12 protein-coding genes are annotated in these 19,447 nt (G+C 52.3%); 9 read left to right on the forward strand and 3 right to left on the reverse strand.

The features are described 5' to 3' along the window. Positions 1 to 282: 282 nt before the first annotated feature. From NHM04_RS15540 to NHM04_RS15560, 5 genes are all read left to right on the forward strand, one after another. Entirely contained in the window at positions 283 to 3,024 is a 2,742-nt protein-coding gene (locus NHM04_RS15540) for a TonB-dependent receptor (protein WP_254264668.1), read from the forward strand. A 62-nt stretch (positions 3,025 to 3,086) separates the two neighbouring features. Beyond that, a complete protein-coding gene (locus NHM04_RS15545; RefSeq protein WP_254264669.1) occupies positions 3,087 to 4,601 on the forward strand; it encodes a tryptophan halogenase family protein in 1,515 nt (504 codons plus the stop codon). Next, positions 4,598 to 6,115 carry a tryptophan halogenase family protein gene (locus tag NHM04_RS15550; RefSeq protein WP_254264670.1) on the forward strand — a complete coding sequence of 506 codons (1,518 nt, stop codon included), beginning with the start codon at positions 4,598 to 4,600 and terminating at the stop codon, positions 6,113 to 6,115. Before NHM04_RS15545 ends, NHM04_RS15550 begins: the two co-directional genes overlap by 4 nt. A 445-nt stretch (positions 6,116 to 6,560) precedes the next feature. Beyond that, positions 6,561 to 9,638, forward strand: coding sequence for a TonB-dependent receptor (locus NHM04_RS15555; RefSeq protein WP_254264671.1), 3,078 nt, complete (start codon positions 6,561 to 6,563; stop codon positions 9,636 to 9,638). A gap of 123 nt (positions 9,639 to 9,761) precedes the next feature. Beyond that, positions 9,762 to 11,270 (forward strand): tryptophan halogenase family protein, encoded by a 1,509-nt coding sequence (locus tag NHM04_RS15560; protein ID WP_254264672.1) that lies wholly within the window; start codon positions 9,762 to 9,764, stop codon positions 11,268 to 11,270. On the opposite strand, the gene NHM04_RS15565 is transcribed toward NHM04_RS15560, so the two are convergent. The 3 genes from NHM04_RS15565 to rdgC all read right to left on the reverse strand — a co-directional run bounded on the left by NHM04_RS15565 (position 11,267) and on the right by rdgC (position 14,339). Beyond that, positions 11,267 to 12,775, reverse strand: coding sequence for a tryptophan halogenase family protein (locus NHM04_RS15565; RefSeq protein WP_254264673.1), 1,509 nt, complete (start codon positions 12,773 to 12,775; stop codon positions 11,267 to 11,269). The two genes, NHM04_RS15560 and NHM04_RS15565, sit on opposite strands and share 4 nt — an antisense overlap. Before the next feature lie 87 nt (positions 12,776 to 12,862). Continuing rightward, positions 12,863 to 13,423 (reverse strand): glutathione S-transferase family protein, encoded by a 561-nt coding sequence (locus NHM04_RS15570; protein WP_254264674.1) that lies wholly within the window; start codon positions 13,421 to 13,423, stop codon positions 12,863 to 12,865. 10 nt (positions 13,424 to 13,433) lie between these two features. After that, entirely contained in the window at positions 13,434 to 14,339 is a 906-nt protein-coding gene (rdgC, locus tag NHM04_RS15575; protein ID WP_254264675.1) for a recombination-associated protein RdgC, read from the reverse strand. Positions 14,340 to 14,588: 249 nt separating this feature from the next. Between rdgC and NHM04_RS15580 the strand changes: the two genes are divergently transcribed. From NHM04_RS15580 to NHM04_RS15595, 4 genes are all read left to right on the forward strand, one after another. Then, positions 14,589 to 15,887 (forward strand): DUF4382 domain-containing protein, encoded by a 1,299-nt coding sequence (locus NHM04_RS15580; RefSeq protein ID WP_254264676.1) that lies wholly within the window; start codon positions 14,589 to 14,591, stop codon positions 15,885 to 15,887. Between the two features lie 89 nt (positions 15,888 to 15,976). Then, positions 15,977 to 16,798, forward strand: coding sequence for an SMP-30/gluconolactonase/LRE family protein (locus NHM04_RS15585; protein ID WP_254264677.1), 822 nt, complete (start codon positions 15,977 to 15,979; stop codon positions 16,796 to 16,798). Positions 16,799 to 17,348: 550 nt separating this feature from the next. After that, entirely contained in the window at positions 17,349 to 18,260 is a 912-nt protein-coding gene (gene nagK / locus NHM04_RS15590; protein ID WP_254264678.1) for an N-acetylglucosamine kinase, read from the forward strand. A 54-nt stretch (positions 18,261 to 18,314) separates the two neighbouring features. Beyond that, positions 18,315 to 19,391: an acyltransferase family protein gene (locus NHM04_RS15595; RefSeq protein WP_254264679.1), complete on the forward strand. Its 1,077-nt coding sequence runs from the start codon at positions 18,315 to 18,317 to the stop codon at positions 19,389 to 19,391. The last annotated feature ends 56 nt before the right edge of the window (positions 19,392 to 19,447 follow it).

Here is a 19,447-nt window from a genome sequence, read left to right on the forward strand (position 1 = left end):
AAGAAAAATCGCGAATCAAAGTTGTGCGTATTTTTAATATATAAATTTATTTTCAAAAACTGTTTGACAACGTTGTCAGGGCGCACGTAAAACAATAGCCACTCCCTGAAAAAGCCCAGAGGGTGTTAACGCATTAGCCGGCGCCTTGCCGCAGTGCGCAAGCTCAGACAAGAGGCGAAGGGTATACAAGTCGGTCGTGGTGTAAAGCAGCGCTGTTTCGCAAGACTGCTAACTCAGCAACCTAGCCGACTTTCCTAAAAGCTAAGATGTGAGGATGTGGTTATGAAAATTGGTCATCGTGGTTTTCAAAAGAAAGTGCTGGCTTCCAGTATTGCCAGCTGCCTGCTGTTGCCGGTTATGGCGCAGGCTCAGGAAACCGAGGAATTATTCGAAGAAGTGGTGGTAACCGGTATTCGCGGTTCGCTTGAATCCTCGTTGGATATGAAGCGCGATGCCAGCTCAGTGGTTGATGCAATTACCGCGGAAGATATCGGTAAGTTTCCAGATAAAAACGTGGCCGAGTCTTTGGCGCGTATTCCTGGTATTACTATCGATCGCGATTTTGGTGAGGGGCAGGGCGTAACCATTCGCGGCGTATCGCCCGATCAAAACATTACCTTGCTCAACGGTCAGGCGGTGGGGACCAGTAACTGGTTTGTGCTGTCCAATCCCACGCGTAATTTTAACTACGAGATTCTCGCCTCAGAAATGATTGCGGGGGTTGAAGTGTATAAATCAGCTCAGGCAAATATCGATGAAGGCGGCCTGGGTGGTACGGTTATCTTGCGCACGCGCAAGCCTCTGGATCTGGATGCCAATACCTTTCACGCCAGTGTTGAAGGTCAGTACAGCTCTAACGGCGAGAACTTCGACCCGGCTGCTTCAGCCATGTACAGCTGGAAAAACGATGCCGACACCTTCGGGGTAATGGTTTCTCTGTCGCAGCAAAACCGTTCGGTCTACCGTGAAGGCATGGAAGATTTTGGTTGGTTTGGTCCGTCTGTAGGACGCGTTGAAGGCTCTATGGAAGGGCCGAAGCTGCCAGATGGTAGCAACGACGATAAAGGTTCTATTCCTTGGGGTATGGGTTCTGCGCTGTTTGAGCAGGATCGTAAGCGCACCGGTATTGATTTTACCGCCCAGTTCGCGCCCTCCGATAACTTGGACATGAGCCTGCATTATCTGTCCTCTGAAATGGAAGCGGATAACGTCAACTCGAACCTGATTGGTATTCCCTTCCGCGGTGTTGCCTACCTGGGTACCGATACCGACATGGGTAATACCAACGAGCAGGGCATTACCGATGAGCTTTACGTGCGCGGTGGCGAAAACCACGAGGCGGCCACCTGGTCTCGCTTCTTGGCGTACGACAATATTTACCGTGACGGCTCAGAAATGAGCACCGAAGTGATCGACTTTGAAGGTAACTATTATAATGGGCCGCACCAGCTGCACTTCCAGCTTGGTCAAACCACCGGTGAAGGTACCAACCGTGACTTTTTCACCGAGTTTTGGGGTGATCCCACCGACGAGCGCACCGGGTTTGATTTTTATAATCCGGGCGGCACGGCGCCTTACATAGACTTTACCAGTTACAACGAATGGTTAAGCAACCCCACCGATGAGATGTGGTTGGGCGGCGCGTTTGACCAAATTAACAGCGCGGAAGACCAAGAAAATTACGCTCAGCTGGATTACGATTTAGAGGTCGATCTGGGTGCGGTGAATATGTTGAGCTTTGGTGCCAAGGTTCGTGACCGCTCTTTCTCGCAAATGCGCTTTCAAACTAACCTGTCTAACTTTGACCCTGTTGGTGAAGGTAGCTTAGGTCCGGCCAGTGATTTCTGGAGCGGCGACATGATTACCGTTGACCACTCCGCCACCACAGGCCGCGGTAGCCAAACCTATTTCATGCCCGATCGCGAGTTAATGTACAACGCCTTTTACGCTGTTGCGCCTTGCGGCGAAGCGACCACCACTTTGTGCCGGGTAGACGATCAGATTCAAAACCTCGCTTCGTTTGATGTGGAAGAAGATATTACCGCGCTCTACGCTATGGCAACGTTTGAGAGCAATGGCATTCGCGGTAACGTGGGCTTGCGCTATGTCGAGACAGATCAGCTGGCTTACGGTTATAACCCCGATGGTTCGGCGCAGGATGCCTACGAGTCAGACTACGCAGAGTTCTTGCCGAGCTTAAACGTGGCTTACGATCTGACCGAAGAAGTGGTACTGCGTTTTGCCGCAGGGCGCGCCTTAACTCGTCCAGCACCTTTCCAGTTGGCCCCCTCCTTTAACCTGACGCCGGAAACCGGACGTGGTGAAGCGGGTAACCCGGACTTAAAACCACTGTTGGCCGACCAATACGAAATGGGTATCGAGTGGTACTTTGCCGATGCGTCTAACGTAAGTGCTACCGCGTTTAAAAAGGACATAACCAACTTTGTCTTTAACCAAACCGTAAGCGCGGAAATTGACGGCGTACAGTACAACCAGTTGCAGCGTCCGGAAAACGGTGGCGCCACCAACATTGATGGTGTTGAAGTGCAGTTTACGCACACCTTCGATTCGGGCTTTGGCTTGCTGGCCAACTACACCTACACCGATGTCAGCCCCGCGGAAGTACAGAACGCTGTTCCGGTCACTGACGCTGAGGGCAATATCACCGGGGCGACTCTCGAAACCAGCACCGTGCGTTTCCCGAATGCGTCGAAAAACACCTACAACCTGGGTGCTTTCTTTGAAAATGACCTGATCAGCGCGCGCATGAACTACAGCTATCGCTCAGAGTACTTTATGGCGCAAACTGAGATCGGCAACCAAATGCGCGACGAGCAAGTGCAGCTTGATGCTCAAGTGTCTTACTATGTTACCGACAATTTGAGTCTGAAGCTTGAGGCGCTCAACCTTACTGACGAGGTTATTGAAAACTACTATGTGAGATCTACCGACGGCGCTCGCTTAGGTGGTACCTCATTCTCCAACGGTCAACGTATTTTCGTTGGCGCGAGCTACAAGTTCTAAAGCCAATTGGCTTTTCTCTCCTTGGTCGGCCTTCGGGCCGGCCCTTTTTCCGGTAAATGACTATGATGAACAACTCTCTCAATGGCATAAACCTGGTAATTGTGGGCGGCGGAACCGCAGGCTGGATGGCCGCGAACCTGGTTAAGCATCATTGCCCTCAGTCCGAGGTTACCTTGATAGAGTCAGATAAAGTCGCTCCTATCGGAGTCGGTGAGGGTTCAACGCCCTACCTAAAACAGTTTTTTAACACACTGGGGATTAAAGACTCCGTCTGGATGCCCGAGTGCGACGCCACCTACAAAGCCGGTATACGCTTTCCCGGCTGGTCAGAGGTGGCGGGTTTTAAAAGTTACTTTCACCCGTTTTTTTCCGAGTTGGATATTCCTACGGCGGAACAATTTTTTGCCCTGTCTAATAGGGCGCTGGCCGGTAAGGGTGGCCCGGTTCATCCCGACGACTATTTTGTCAATCAGCCTTTGGCGGCTCTGGGGCTAGCACCAATAGCCGCTGATGGCTCTTTCGATATGGACTACGGCTACCATTTTGATGCTGCAAAACTGGGTAAATTTTTAAAGCGTAATGCGCAAAGCCTGGGCGTCAAGTGTCTGGTAGATCATGTTGATGAGGTTCAGCTCAGTGAAACAGATGGCTCAATTAGAGGGCTTCAAACCCGTACTAACGGCGTGGTTAGAGCGAACGTTTTTATCGACTGTACCGGCTTTGCCGGGCTTTTAAGTCATAAAACCTACCAGCTGGAATTTAAAAGCTACTCCGAGTATTTATTCAACGACCGCGCTGTGACGGTTATGACCCCGGCCGATGAGGTTCTGCAAGCGCAGACCACATCTACCGCATTAAAAAATGGCTGGGCGTGGAAAATTCCGTTGCAAAATCGTAACGGTAACGGCTATGTATATAGCTCAGGTTACTGCTCGCCCGAGCAGGCCGAGCGCGAGTTGCTTGAGCACCTGGGGGTGAAAGAGCAAGAGACTAAAGTCCGGCACTTGCAGATGAACCTTGGGCGTTTACACGAGCACTGGCATAAAAACTGTTTAAGCGTTGGTTTGTCTCAGGGGTTTATTGAACCGCTGGAGGCCACCGCGCTAATGCTGGTGCAGTACACCATCGATACTTTTATCCGCAATTTCGATTCGGCAAAACCGGTGCTGGAAAATAATCAGCAGCGGGTGAATGAGAAAGTAAACAGCTTGACCGACGGCGTGCTGGACTATATTTGCGCCCATTACCAAATGAACACGCGCAGCGATACCGCCTATTGGCGCGACTGCCGCAAGGCACCGATACCGGCAACACTGGCGAGGCTTATTAAAGCCTGGCGCAGCGGCGCCGATTTTGACAGCGTTTTACAACAGCAGCACGGCGCGCTGGCCTACCTGCGCCCCTCTTGGTATGTGTTGTTTGCCGGTATGGGGTGCTTTGCTGCAGACAACCGCGAGCGCCAGCTCGATCAGGTCGCCGCGGCTAAGTGCCGGGCTAAGGCGCAGCAGCTTTTTACCGACCAACGAAAGCTGCTCTGTAATTACAACGCCCGCACCGGCGCCGAGGCCAAGGCATGAACCCTGGTCGCATTGTTATTGTCGGCGGTGGCGCCGCCGGTTGGATGAGCGCCTGTTTAATGGCCCATCACTGGCGCACCGAGCCCGTAGAAGTGACTGTGGTAGAGTCCCAGACCATTGGCACCGTGGGGGTGGGTGAGGGCTCAACCCCATTTTTGCGGGACTTTTTTACTCAGCTGGGCATCACTGAGCAAGAGTGGATGCCCGCCTGCAACGCAACCTATAAATGCGGTATTCGCTTTAGCGGCTGGTCAGAGCGGCCGGGCTTTGGCAGTTACTTTCACCCATTTAATACCGAGCTGGACCAGCCGGGGGCCGTGCAGTTTTTTAAAGATTGTTACGCCAGGCGCATGGGGTATGAGTTAACGCCTGTGCCGGATGACTACTTCGCCGCGAGCGCCATTGGCGAAAGTGGGCGCACACCTTTCGCGCTGATGTCGGACCGCTCGGCCAAACCCTTGACTGACTACGGCTACCATTTTGATTCACATTTGCTGGGTAAATTTTTACAGCGCCACGCCCTGTCGCTTGGTGTGAAACATATCGATGATACCGTCGTGCATGTGGAAAGAAATGAGTCCGGTGACATCAGCGCCTTGCAATTGGCGCAACAGCCGCGCTTGCGGGGCGATTTTTTTGTCGATTGTTCGGGTTTTAAATCACTGCTTATGCGCCAAGCTTTGCAGGTGCCTTTTATCAGCTGCCGCCAGCGCTTGGTGAATAATGCCGCTGTGGCGCTAGCGTCTGAGCACACTTCGCCTGGTGATACCGATGTCGCAGATGGTGCTCCTGGCTACCCCACTGAAACCCTAGCCCACGCCATGTCCAATGGCTGGATGTGGCGCATCCCCCTAACCGAGCGCTGGGGCAATGGGTATGTGTTTAACAGTGACGATGCCTCTTTTGCCGATGTAGAACAACAGCTGCGCGCTCACCTCGGGCTCAAATCGGATGCATTCAGCGCGCGTCATCTTCAATGGGAGAGTGGCCGCTTGCAAAACCATTGGCGCAACAATTGTATTGCCATTGGCTTGTCCCAGGGATTTTTAGAACCCTTAGAGGCGCCTATGTTGCGCATCATACAATTTACCTGCAAGCGGTTTATCGATCTGTATCAACGCCTGGGAGCCTCGACGCAGGCGCGACAGGCATTTGATAAAGCGGTTAATGGATTAATTGACGGCAACATTGATTACCTACAGGCTCACTATCTGGTCAGCGCCCGCACCGATACAGCCTATTGGCGTGCCGCGCGTGCCAATACGCACATCTCGCCGCTGTTGCGGCGGCTGTTGCAAGCGTGGCGTGGGCGCGGAAGCTTCGATGCCGTGCTGGGTGAGTTCGCTGAGGAATTGGTCTACCACAAAACTTCCTGGTACTGCCTGCTGGCGGGCAAAGGCGAGTTTAGCGCGGCGTGTCGTACCACCCCGGCTGTCGCCCATATGGCGCAGCATCAGTTTAAAGAACACAACGCGCGCCTGGCGCGCCAGTGCATGCTGGCAGAGGCGGTCTAGTGGGCTGTATTTGCCATACAAATCGAGCACTCAAGCAACAAACGCAAACAACGTTGTCATACCGGCGTATTTTTAATCTTTACAGGGGGTGTTTGACCCGAATTTCATGCTGAAATAATACTGTAACTTGCTGTTTTTCAAGGAAACCCTATGAATTCGTAACGTTTGCTGTCAAGTCGCTAGAGAGAGGCGGCTCAAAAAACTTTCTTGACAACGTTGTCGGGGCGGGTGTAAAACTACATTCCGTAACATACGAGCCTTCTAATTAACAAAATTAAGGGCTGGTAGAGCTAGATATCACTGCGCGTTTACCCCAAACGACAGTGTTATACCCATAAGAAAAGTCGATTGAGTTCGTCCGGCGGATAGGGGAGTTGGAGCCAACCAAAACTCTGGCCGTCATCAAGTTTGAAAATAACACTAAAACGATAGTGAGGAGACAGTTATGGAATCTAACAAAGGCACTTTCCGGAGGAAGGTACTGGCTTCCAGTATTTCATCCTGCCTGTTGGCATCCGCTTATATGGCTCAGGCGCAAGAGTCTGACCCAATGCTTGAAGAAGTTGTGGTGACCGGTGTTTACGCATCGCAACAAAATGCTATTGATGCCAAGCGCGACTCGGCCTCGGTAGTTGACGCCATCTCTGCCGAAGATATCGGTAAACTCCCCGACGTAACCATTGCCGACTCGCTGCAGCGTATCCCTGGTATTCAGGTAGAGCGTACCGCTGGTGAGGGTGGCCCGGTACAGATTCGTGGTCTGGGTAACGTAGATACCACTTTGAACGGCGAATCATTCCTGAGTGCGACCACCATTGATACTGTGGGCGCTGATTTTGGTGATCTGCCTTCACAGCTGTTCTCCGGTGCGGAAGTTTATAAGTCTGCCCGTGCTGATCTGAGCTCATTGGGTATTTCCGGTACTATTGATTTGCAAACACGTCGTCCTTTTGATCTGGACGAGGGCTGGACTTTTGCCGGTCAGGCTGAAGTTGACCACGGCACCATCAGCGATGAATACGATCCTACGGTCAGCGGCCTGATTGGTTACAACGCTGAAAAGTGGGGTTTGTTGGTAAGTGCGGTAACCACCGAGAAAAATCTGGCAACCGACTTTAATGGTTACTTCGATACCTCTGAAAACGGCGGTATTGGTGCTACTAACAACAACCACAGCTGGAGCACTCCTGCACAAGACGCAGATGTATATCACGTAATTCCGCAGGGTTTTGCTGCTTTCCATAAGGAAGAAGAGCGTCAGCGTGATGGTATTAACGCCTCTTTCCAGGCGCAATTGACCGACGGCGTAGAGCTGGTTGCTGATTACTTTTACAGCAAGCAAGATCGCTTTAACCGTCGCATGGGCTTCTCGCACAACAACCGCTGGCAGACTTTTACTGACTATGCCTACGCGGTCGATTTTGGCGATAATAGCTTCGTCGACGATTCAGGCAATACGTGGCACACCGTCAACCATTTTGAAGCGCGCCCTTATCGCGTGCAGTCCTTTACTCAGGTGAACCGCAACACTGAAGAGTCAGAAAACGCCAGTGTAGAGCTGAACTTTGACAACGGCGGTCCCTTGACCGGTCAGGTTCGTATTACTCGCGCCGATGCTACAGCCTCTATGCGTCACGGCTATATCGAAGGCGATATGATGAGCATTGACCAGAATACTCTGGTTACTGGTCCCGGTGGCTTTATTCAGTCCAAGTACTGTGATGGCAATAACCATATTGAAGGCACCAATATGGGTGAAAACGGCGGCTGCTATATTGAGTACGCGCCGGGCGGTATGTATGGCACTGATTGGCGTGTTACTTACGACGCCTCTGGTGAGCATCCCGTATTTGGTGGTTTCGACCAAGTTGTTGACGGTGGTCAAGGTGAAATGACCGTTGCCGACTACATGGCGAGCATCGATTCATACCACGTAGGTGCAATCTCTTCTGAAAACAATACCGATGACGACGGTGAGCTGAATACTTTCAGCACACGCTGGAGCTACGCTTTCGAAGAAACTCCCTTCTTGAGCAGTATTGACTTCGGTGTGCGTCAGAGCGAGCGCACTGTAGATCACGAAGTATTCTCCTACTTCGCTAACTTTGCTGATACTGGCTGTTCTGCACAGTGGAAAGCGGTTGACCAGTTTGCCGGTACTTCTGAGTGTGATCCTAACTTACCCCAGGGCGAGTACATCCTGGATGAAAACGGTGACCGCGTACAGGTAGCTATTGAAGACGAAGATGGCAATGTTACAGGCTACGAAGATCTGTACGAAAACTACACCCTGGTTCCACCAATGCGTCTTGATTCAAACAATGACGTAATTTGGATGGATGATTTTGGTGCGGTTGAGGGCATCCCCGGTGTATGGGTGGCCGATCCTAAAGCGTTTGACGATACTTTGGCGTATCAAACTCGTGTCTTCGGTGAGCAAACCAAGTTTATCCAGCCTGGTCAGAGCTACAGCGTTGGTCTGGATGAGTTTAGCTACTTCCTGCAGGCAAACTTTGAAGCCGGCGCCTTCAGCGGTAACGTGGGCGTGAAGGTTGTTGAAACCGATCTGCGTGTACGTCAAAACGTAACTGGCGGTGGTGTGCCTCACTCAGGTGTGAACTACGATGTTGGCGACACGCTGACCGAGCGCAGCTACACTGACGTTCTGCCTGCCATTAACTTGCGCTACGACATTACCGACAACTTGGTAGCTCGTTTCGGTTATGGTGAAACCATGCAGCCGTTGGATCTGTTGCAGTGGGGTGGTGCTAAGTCTGTAGGTCGTGTGTTTAACGAAGAGTGTGGCTGTATGCGCGTAACCGACGGCGGCAGCCTGTCTGGTAACCCGGATCTGGATCCGACTCGCGCCGACAACACCGATTTGTCTATCGAATGGTACCTGGGTAACGCTTCTGCATTGAGCGCGGCGTTGTTCAGCATCAACATCGACAGCTTCATCCAAACAGGCGACATCTGGATTGACGAGCCAGACGATGACGGTGTTTACCGTGGTCCATGGCGCTTCAGTGCTCCGATTCAGGGCACCGGTGGTAAGGTTGAAGGTGTAGAGCTGGCCGCTAAAGTAGCGTTTAGTGATCTGACCGATGGCTTTATGTCTAACTTTGGTTTCGACGTTAACTACACCTACTCTGACAGCTCACAAGACGCCGTTGGCCTAGGTGGCGAAGAGCTGCCTTTCGTGGGCAACTCGGAAGACACCTACAACCTTGTGGGTTGGTTTGAAAATGAGTTCCTATCAGCACGTCTGGCCTACAACTTCCGCTCGCCTCGTTTGATTACCGGCGGTAACGCAGCGACTGGTATGCAGAGCTTGTATCAAGATGACTATGGTCAGCTGGACATGAACGTAACCTGGGACGTTACTGACAACGTCGCTGTTTACCTGAATGGTTCTAACATTCTTGAAGAATACCAGCAGACTTATCTTGAGTTTGAAGAGCAAAAGACCTTCCAGAACATCTACGAAGCTCGCTGGGCACTGGGTGCTCGCGTAAACTTCTAAGTTCTGAGCTAAATCGTGCGTCGCTTAGTGGCGCACACTTTTCTAACCGCCACCTAAACCCAGGGTTTTGTGTGGCGGTTTTTTTGTATACGCTCTGTAAAAATAAATTTAAGGTGACTATCCGTGACTCACATTCCGGTGCAACGAATTGCCATTGTCGGCGGCGGAACCGCCGGTTGGATGACGGCGGCCATGCTTGCCAAGCATTTTCGTAAAACCGATATTGAACTGACGTTAATCGATTCTTCTGAGATTGGTACTGTGGGGGTGGGTGAGGCAACCATTCCCACTCTGCGGCGTTTTTACGCCGAACTGGGAATGAGTGATCTGGATGTGATGCGCGCCTGCCAAGCTACCTGTAAGCTGGGTATCGAATTTCGCGACTGGTACAAAGAAGATAGCCGATTTATTCATCCTTTTGGCGTCTACGGCCAAAAGGCCAATGGCATCGATTTTCACCATTACTGGATGTATCTGCGTGAGCAGGGTGATGCGGGCAGCCTCGATGAGTACTCCTTGGGGGTACAGCTAGCGAAACAACACAAATTTATTCAGCCCTCACCCAACCCGCCGTCTGAATTATCGGTATTTGACTGGGCACTGCATTTTGATGCCGCGCTTTTTGCCCGCTTAATGCGCGATTATGCTCTCGGCAATGGCGTTACTCATATCGATAAAAAAATTGAGCGGGTAGAAACCGCAGCGGATAACAGCGTTACCGCCCTGCATCTGCAGGGCGACCAAGCATTAAGTGCGGATTTATTTGTCGACTGCTCCGGTTTTTCGGGGTTGTTGATTGAGCAGGCGCAGCAGACCGGCTACGAGGATTGGAGCCAGTGGCTTAAATGCGACCGCGCCGTGGCGGTACAAAGTGTGCGCGAAGGTGAGGCCGCCCCCTACACCGTAAGCCAGGCCCACCGTGCCGGCTGGCAGTGGAAGATACCCCTGCAGCACAGGCAAGGTAATGGCCATGTGTATTGCAGCGAATATGTCAGCGACGATGAAGCTGCCAATACCTTAGCGAATAATATTGAGGGTGAGTTAACAACCGATTTACGCGCTTTTCAATTTGTAGCGGGGCGGCGGAAAAAAGCCTGGAATAAAAATGTGGTGGCGGTTGGTTTGGCGGCCGGCTTTTTAGAGCCGCTGGAGTCTACCAGTATTGCGCTGGTGGAAACGGCGATTGAAAAAATCCGCCGGGTATTTCGCGGCCCTTTCTATACCGCACAGCAGGTGGATGAATTTAACGATTTGACCGCGCAGGAATACGAGCGAGTGCGAGATTTTATTATTCTGCATTACAAACTCAACCAGCGCAGAGACTGTGATTTTTGGCGCGAATGCCGCGAGATGAACATACCCGCCACCTTGGCGCGCAAGCTGGAAGCGTTTAAAACCAAAGGCGACCTATTACGCTACCCCATTGAGATATTTGGCCCGCCCAGTTGGCTGGCGATATACAGCGGCTTTAATTGCCTGCCGGAACATTATGATGAGCGCGTTAAAAAAATGGACCCGGCCTATTTGCAAAGAGCCTTTGGTGATATGCGCCGTTCTGTGGCCGATGCTGTGGCCAGCGTGCCCAGCCACGATGAGTTTATTGCTGAACATTGCGCTGCAGCCGCGCCTTAATTAGGCGCCGCGCAGTGTCGTTGAATAAAATCTTCGTGACTTAAAGGCTGGCTGGACGCCTGTTTTACGGCTGTGCGCATTTTCTCCAGCTGCTCGGCCAGCTGGGCGTCACTCAGGGTGTCGGCGCGCCGGTCGTAATCTTGCGGCAGATCGTTAAACCCCCAGTACATGGTGACCCAGCTGTCGCGCTCAAAGGCCTCTGGCTCAAGCATCACCACTTTGCCGCGGCTGTTAAACACGTCCATCTTATGGGCCAGGGTGTCGGGAATCGCCATTTGCCTGCAGTGTTGCCAAAAAGGCGTATCGCTGCGTTTGCTGGCTTTGTAATGCAAAATAAGAAAATCGCGAATACGTTCAAACTCGTGACTGTGCTGGCGATTCACTTCATTCTGATCCGCGCGGTTAATGCCCTGGTGGGGAAAAAACTCTAGCAGTTTACTGATGCCGGTTTGAATCAGCGAAATACTGGTGGATTCCAGCGGTTCTAAAAAGCCTGAGGCCAAGCCGAGAGCGAAACAGTTTTTGTGCCAGATTTTTTTGCGCTTGCCGGTCACAAACTGAAAGCGACGCGGTTCGGTCAACGCGGTGGTGTCCAGGCCGCTTAGTAAGGTTGCTTCGGCCTCATCCTGTTGGCAAAACTCGCTGGCGTATACATAGCCATTGCCGGTGCGGTGCTGCAAAGGAATGCGCCACTGCCAGCCGGCGGCTTTGGCCGTGGTGCGAGTGTAAGGAGTCAGCTCGGCGGCTTTATCGCTTTGCACGGCAATTGCACTGTCGCAGGGTAGCCACTGGCGCCAGTCGTCATAGCCGGTATGTAGCGCCTGTTCTATTAGCAGGCCACGAAAGCCAGAACAGTCGACATAAAAATCACCGCTCACTCGGCGGCCGTCATCTAACGTCACGGCAGTGATATTGCCGTTGTCCGGCTGTAGCTCGGTGTTTGCGATTTTTCCTTCAATACGGGTTACCCCGCGCGCCTCGGCGTAGGCGCGTAAAAACTGCGCATAGCGTCCGGCATCGAAATGGTAGGCATAACCAAAATCGGCCAGCGGTGAAGGCGGGTTAGGGTGTGGTTGGGCAAAGCGGTTTTGCCAGGCAAGCTGGGTGGCAAATGAATACTCGGCCGGGTCGGCTGGCAGCCTAAGACTTTGCGCGCGGGTTAAATAATGATGAAACGCCACGCCGTTAAGATCGATACCATAATCGGCAAAGGGATGAAAAAAGCGGCTGTTTTTCTCTCGCCAATCGCGAAATTCAATGCCGAGCTTAAAAGTCGCTTGAGTGGCTTTAATAAAATCAATTTCATCAATACCGAGCGAATCATTGTAACTGCGAATGCTGGGAATCGTGGCTTCACCCACACCTACAGTGCCAATGTCCTCAGATTCAATAAGCGTGATTTTTATCGGAAAGTTTGCCAGTTGCCGGCTAATGGAGGCGGCGGCCATCCAGCCTGCCGTGCCGCCGCCGACAATAACAAGGTGATTAATTTGACTGTGTGACACGGGCTCGCTCGCATAAGAATGTGTACCGCGAGAATAACCAATGAGGTTGTGAGCGTCCAGCGTCGTTAATGCCGAACGCTCTTAATTTTACAGCGCTGGCGGTGCGGTATCGCGAAACGGCTGGTAGTTGTTTAAGGTTTCTAAAAAGTGCGCAAGATTCGGGTAATCACTTAAGCTGAAACGCTGGCGGTAAATGCCCCAGGCAAGAAAGCAACCCAAGCGCAGCTCCATATCATTGTAGGGGGCGTTGTGGGGCAGGGGCATCTTTTCCAGTTCGGCAAAAATAGAGTCCACCCGTGCCTGCTGGCGTTTTAAATAATCGCTGCGCGCCGGGGTCAGCCCTTCTTTTTCCAAGAAAAACAAATTGACACAGGCGTCCATGGCGGTGTTTACCAGGCAGAAGACGTCATAGGCGGCCACATCGCTGAAATAACTGCCGCCGGACTTCTCGCGCAGGTATTTTAAGATTGAGGTTGAATCGGTCAGCTGAATATCGCCATCGTGCAGAAAAGGCACTTTTTTACTGGGCGATTTTTCGGCGCTGGTGGCTGCATCGGTTTCGATAAATTCACATTTTAGCTCTGTTTCCACCAGGGCAATGCGACAGTGGCGCACAAAGGGTGAGGTGTAACTGCCGTACAGTTGCATACTTGGCTCCTTATACTGTGTCTTCGCCGCCAAAGGCGTCCAGGGCGGCCTGAATAAATGCGCTTAGCTCCAGGGTCATTATGGCGAACTCGTTGTCGAACTGCTCGGCCAGGGTTTCCGGATTGCGGTCGCCAGCGCGCTCGATAAGCTCGTCAGAAAACTTAACACGTTTAAAGGTAAATTGGTCATCAATCACGCAGCTGATGCTCTCTTTCCAGCTTACCGCCAGCTTGCTGGCAAACATGCCCGTGTCTAAATGTTGGGTAATTTGATCGTCCAGTAAATCCAGCTTCTTACCGCGAATCACTCGTTCGTCTTTGCTGGCGATTAATTCACACTCATCGCCCAAGGTAAATTCACCGTCGGGCTGGCCGGTTTTCAGCCAGCTGGTCATAACGCTGCTGGCGGGCTGTTTGGGATTGAGCGGGGTGGCTTTTAAGCTGCCCAGGGCATCGCGTAGGGCGCTGGTAAATTCTTCGGCCTTGTTGGCACTGGCGCAATCTACAACCAGCAGGCGATTGCGTGTGTCAATAAAGCCATGGCAGAGGCTGGATTTACTGAACGCCTGAGGCAGCAGCGAAAAGGTAATTTCATCTTTTAGGGTTTCGCGCTCTTTGCGGCCTACGGGGCGGCTCTCTTTATTGCGAATGTCGCGCACTTTTTCTTCTAGTTGTTCTTTAATAACCCCGGCAGGCAGTATTTTATCCTGCTTTTTGGCGCACAGTGCGATATAGCTGCCTGCGCCGTGGGTGAGGCTGGCACCCTCGGGCCCCAGGGGCGAAACCCAGCCGTAGCGCGATAAATCCATCTTACCGCAGGGCGTAAAGCTGGCCGGTTCCAGTTGTTCGGCCAATTGTTCGGCGGTTAGCTCGAATGCGTCACCGAGGCGAAATACACGTAAATTTTTATACCACATAGAATGCTTGTCTGTTGAGTTGAAACAAAGGTGGGCGAGTGTACCACTGCTGCCGATGAGTGCGGCGAGAATCTTGGACGTTGCTTTACTCGGCACAGAAACATCGGCTATTGAGTGTTCCCGTGACCTAATTCACGTGCTGATAACGTTCCCAGCAGCGGCTGGCAGTTTCGCGACCAATTTGGCAGTGAAGAGTGCCTGATCTGTCTACCCTGCAGATCGATTTTTCAATTACAAAGAGGATTGGCCATGAACCGTTCACTTTTTGCACTAATAATCAGCTCTGCGGCGGTGTTAACCGCCTGCGGCGGCTCCAGTAGCGGTGATAGCAGCGCTACTGCGGGGTCGGTAACTGCGCCGCAAGACTCCGGAGTAACTGCCACCGATGGCCTGGATGCACCCGATACCCAGGCTGTGCTGGTCCCCGAGGCGGGAGAGTCAGTTAGCAATGATATGACGCAGCTGCGAATCCACCTGACCGATGCGCCTAATCCGGCCATTGAATCGGCCGTGGTTACCATTGATAGCATCAGCGTTCACACCACCGGCGAAGCCCCTTTTAATGTGTTAAGCGAGCCGCGCACCCTGGATTTACTGGATTATCAAAATGGCTTGACGACCCTGATGGGCGAGCTGGAGTTGCCCGCGGGCAAATATACTCAGTTGCGCCTGTCGGTATCTGACGGTGTCGTGGTGAGCGAGGACGAAGAATACGATGTGTTTGTGCCCAGCGGGTCGGTGAGGGTTAACCGCCCGTTTGACCTGTGCGCTGGCGGCGAAACGGATTTAGTGTTTGATTTTGATGCCCTTAAATCTCTGCGCTATAACAAGGGCAAAGACGAATTTATGCTGCGTCCGGTGGTTAAAATTGACAGTGTTGAGTCGGACTGCCCAACGGAGATTGTCGACGACCAAGAGGGTGATTCCGAAACCGTGGAAACCTATTCCGGTCCTACAGGCTGGCTGTCTTTTGTCGTGCCTGCTGTAGAGACGGAATTGTTCGATTCTCTGGTCACCACTGTCGATGACATTCGTGTGCACGACCAGGGAATAGGGCAGGTAAGTGTGCTAGCTGAGGCCTACGATATCGACTTACTGGAGGCGGAGCGTCAGCTGGAGGACGGCGAGACGGGGGAAGTGATGCAAACCATGATGATCCCTCCTTTTGAGGTACCTGCCGGTGATTTGGATCAGGTGCGATTGATGCTGCAGCCGATTGTGGCTACCGATGCAGAGGGTCGCAGTATCAGCTTTGCATTGCCCGAGGCCGCTGATTTAGAAGAAGACGGGCTAAAGTTTTTTGACCAGATTGAGGTGTGTGAAGATGCTTTAACCGTTGTTCGCTGGGAGTACGCCTTTGATGCCTCTGTCATCGACTTTGAAGTGACCGACTCAGAGGTTAAGCTGCATCCGGTGGTTCAGGGCGTTAACCTGGTCGAGGAGTGTGTCGCCTACACGCCCCCGGTTGACGAGGCGGATGATTCTGAAGGTGGTGAAGAGTTGGACGAAAGTGAGGGCTCAAGCGAATCGGGCGGCGATAACGGATAACCTGCTATATCAGAGCAATAAAAAACCCGCCGCGGCGGGTTTTTTATTGGGTACAATTGAGGGCTCAAACAGTTAAAAAGGAGAAAGCCGTGCGTCAACTTTTAGCTTTAGGATTGAGTTTAATCTCATTGTCGGTAATTGCTAGCGGTAAGCTCGGCGCTCCCGCCTGGGAAATTCAGGGCTTGCGTACTCCCGAGTCTGTGCTGGTGTGGCGCAGCGAGGCTGGTAAACAGTTGCTGGTGTCGGAAATTGAAGGCGACTCTACCGCAGCGGACGGCCAGGGTGGTATTGCCCTGCTAAGTACCGATGGCGAGATCATAGACCAGAATTTTATTCGCGGCTTGAACGCGCCCAAGGGTATGGCGGTGGTGGGCTCCACCCTTTATGTGGCCGATATTACCGAGTTGGTTGCGATTGACTTAAACAAGCGAGAGAAAATTGCCTCTTACCCGGTCGAGGGCGCGGTATTTTTAAATGATGTGGCGGCTGATGCCGCGGGTGTGGTGTATGTGTCGGACACACGCACGGGCAAGGTACATGTGCTGCGTGACGGAGTTATGCAGACATTCCTGCCTGATGTGCCCAACGCCAATGGCCTGCTGGTGGAGGGCGATGCCTTGCTGATCGGTGCGGGTGATACGCTTTATCGAGCTCGCGACGGCGCGCTTGAGGTGGTCGCCAAGGGGTTTGCAGAAAAAGCCGACGGGGTTGAACCCCTGGCCGAGGGGGGCTACCTGGTTTCTTGCTGGGCCGGGCTTGTCTACCGTGTGGGCGGCGATGGCACCTTAACGCTGCTGCGCGACACTCGTGAGCCGCAGGTCAATACCGCCGATATTGGCTACGACCGGGAAACCAACAGGCTGTATATTCCTACCTTTTTATCTAATGGTGTGCAGGCCTACAGCCTGTAACTCAATTCTACTCAGGTGCCTGAAGAGGGCACCTGGTTGCTCCCGAAGGCGTAAGCGAGTCTGATTGCGACTGACAAAAAGTACCAAGATGATAAAAATAATATGAAAAATATTAACCTTCTTTGCTTTTCTAATTGTAAGCCCATGAAATTAAAAGAAAAATATTTTTTGTCGCGGTAGGAAATATTTTTATGTAGTACTTGACAACGTTGTCTTATCGGCCTAAAGTGAGAGTCATTGACAACGTTGTCCTATGGTGCAGCTTGTCAGTTTCTGGGCCGCTTAGCGGCTGCAGTCGAATTTAGTCTCGGGTCATTATTATGGGCATTTTAATGCCCCGGGCTGAATCGCGGTGCCAGGGATCGCATCGTGTGATACGCAGGGACTGTAAGTATCATCTATCATGGCTCTCCTTGTGGTTGGTGCCAGTTGGCACCAACCACCTTTTTTAAGAGCAGCTTGCGCTATAAAATCAAATATAAATCCCTATGGCACCTTGCGGTAGGGCGGGTCTCAAGCGAGGCCACAGTGAAAATAAACGAGGGTAAACATGGGCAGACAGCCTGGCATCAGCGACACTCTGTACTTAGGTATTGATGGCGGCGGCACTAAGTGTAGAGCGGTACTGGTTGATGAAAACAACCAGGTGCTGGGCGTTGGCAATGGTGGCCCCTCCAATCCTTATCACGGCGTTGCCCGTGCGCTTGAATCCATCGTCAATGCCAGTGATAACGCGCTGCGTAACGCCGGCTTAACCCCGGCGGACAAATCGCGTGTGGTGGCGGGCCTGGGTTTGGCCGGGGTGAATTTGCCGAGCTTGTTCAAAATCGTGGATCAGTGGGAGCATCCCTACAAGGCACAGTATCTGACCACCGATTTGCATATCGCCTGTATTGCCGCCCATGAGCAGGACAATGGCGCCGTTATTGTCTCCGGCACGGGCTCTTGTGGTTTTGCTCACGTGGATGGCAAATCTCTTACCTTGGGTGCACACGGTTTTCCTTGCGGAGATGTAGGCAGTGGTGCATGGATGGGGTTGGAGTGTATTAAGGCTGTCTTGTTGGACTCCGATGGCTTGGGGCCGCAAACCGCATTGACCGAGCTGGTAGCTGAGCAGCTGCAAGCGCGCGGCATTATGATTGTCGAGCGCTTAAACGGGGCCAAATCCAGTGATTACGCCAAAATGGCGCCGCTGGTTTTTGCCGCAGCCGAAGACGGCGATGAAGTAGCGCTCGCTATTGTGCACGCCGGCGCTGATTATCTGACCCAGGTGGCGCGCAAGCTATGGGAGTTGAACCCACCGCGCATGGCTATGCTGGGTGGCGTTTCTACCCGAATTGTCGATTGGATGGAGGCGGACATTGCCTCGCGCATGTCAAAAGCTCTGAATCAACCCGAATTTGGCGCAGTACATTTCGCCCGCAGCAGTTACGCCAGCGAAGTGGTTGCTGTCGCGCAGTAAACAACTCTACCGTCAGACAGGGCCGTCGCATAATAATCTTTACAAGAGGCGAAGATGGCAAAACAGCGTTACATTGCGCTTGACGCAATGCGTGGGCTGACTCTGGCCCTGATGATTCTGGTAAACACTCCCGGCTCCTGGTCGTATGTATACGCGCCTCTTTTGCACGCCGATTGGCATGGCGCAACCTTTACTGATTATATCTTTCCGTTTTTCTTGTTTATTGTCGGCTCGGCCATGTTCTTCTCTAACCGCTCGCAGCAGGCGGTGGCGAAATCGGTGCGTGCCCGCAAAATTTTTAAGCGCACTGCGCTGATGTTTTTAATCGGGTTGCTGCTTAATGCTTACCCCTTTACCGGGGCGTTGGATGAGCTGCGTATTCTCGGCGTGTTACAGCGTATTGCGCTGGCCTATTGCGCCGCCGCGTTTATTGTCTGGCTGCCCGGTGTTTGGCGCCTGGCGGTAGGTGTGGTGTTACTGGTGGGCTATTGGGGGCTATTAAATATTTCCGCCGACCCGTATTCACTGACGGACAATATCGTTCGGCAGGTCGATTTGGCGCTGCTGGGGGCGGATCATCTGTGGCAGGGTAAAGGTCTTGCGTTTGATCCCGAAGGGCTTCTTAGCACTTTGCCGGCCATCGTGAATGTATTAATCGGCTTTGAAGCGGCGCGTATTTTGATTGGCAGCGAAAACAAACAGCGCGCTCAGCTTACACTTTTGGCACTGGGGGTGGTGAGCGTTGTGGTTGCCCTGGTTTGGCATCAGGCTTTTCCGATTAACAAATCCCTGTGGACCAGCTCGTTTGTTTTGCTGACCTCTGGTGCGGGTATTCTTACTTTGCTGGCTCTGGTATGGCTGGAAAAATTACCGCCCGCCGTACCGGTATTAAAAAGTTATACGCTGCTGGGTAAAAACCCGCTGTTTATTTACGTGCTGAGTATTGTCTGGGTCAAAACCTATTATTTATTCAGCGTTGATGGCGTTTCTTTGTACCAGGCTATTTTTGAGTTTTTTAATGGCTTTCTAAACCCTTACAACGCATCGCTGGTGTTCGCCCTATTGCACGTTGCAATATTGTGGGCGATCGCCTGGTGGCTGGATAAGCGCAAGATTGTCATTTCGATTTAAGGCTGCTGAGCGCGAAGCGGTTGACGGGGAAGGGGGTACGAGCAAAATTCCGTAAC

The organism is Gilvimarinus sp. DA14 (genome assembly GCF_024204685.1).
Lineage (GTDB): Bacteria > Pseudomonadota > Gammaproteobacteria > Pseudomonadales > Cellvibrionaceae > Gilvimarinus.

What these genes read in the sequence shown, in the direction of transcription:
- NHM04_RS15540 (WP_254264668.1), top strand. Translation starts at nt 283, where the DNA reads ATGAAAATTGGTCATCGTGGTTTTCAAAAGAAAGTGCTGGCTTCCAGT.
- NHM04_RS15545 (WP_254264669.1), top strand. Translation starts at nt 3,087, where the DNA reads ATGATGAACAACTCTCTCAATGGCATAAACCTGGTAATTGTGGGCGGC.
- NHM04_RS15550 (WP_254264670.1), top strand. Translation starts at nt 4,598, where the DNA reads ATGAACCCTGGTCGCATTGTTATTGTCGGCGGTGGCGCCGCCGGTTGG.
- NHM04_RS15555 (WP_254264671.1), top strand. Translation starts at nt 6,561, where the DNA reads ATGGAATCTAACAAAGGCACTTTCCGGAGGAAGGTACTGGCTTCCAGT.
- NHM04_RS15570 (WP_254264674.1), bottom strand. Translation starts at nt 13,423, where the DNA reads ATGCAACTGTACGGCAGTTACACCTCACCCTTTGTGCGCCACTGTCGC.
- rdgC (WP_254264675.1), bottom strand. Translation starts at nt 14,339, where the DNA reads ATGTGGTATAAAAATTTACGTGTATTTCGCCTCGGTGACGCATTCGAG.
- NHM04_RS15580 (WP_254264676.1), top strand. Translation starts at nt 14,589, where the DNA reads ATGAACCGTTCACTTTTTGCACTAATAATCAGCTCTGCGGCGGTGTTA.
- nagK (WP_254264678.1), top strand. Translation starts at nt 17,349, where the DNA reads ATGGGCAGACAGCCTGGCATCAGCGACACTCTGTACTTAGGTATTGAT.
- NHM04_RS15595 (WP_254264679.1), top strand. Translation starts at nt 18,315, where the DNA reads ATGGCAAAACAGCGTTACATTGCGCTTGACGCAATGCGTGGGCTGACT.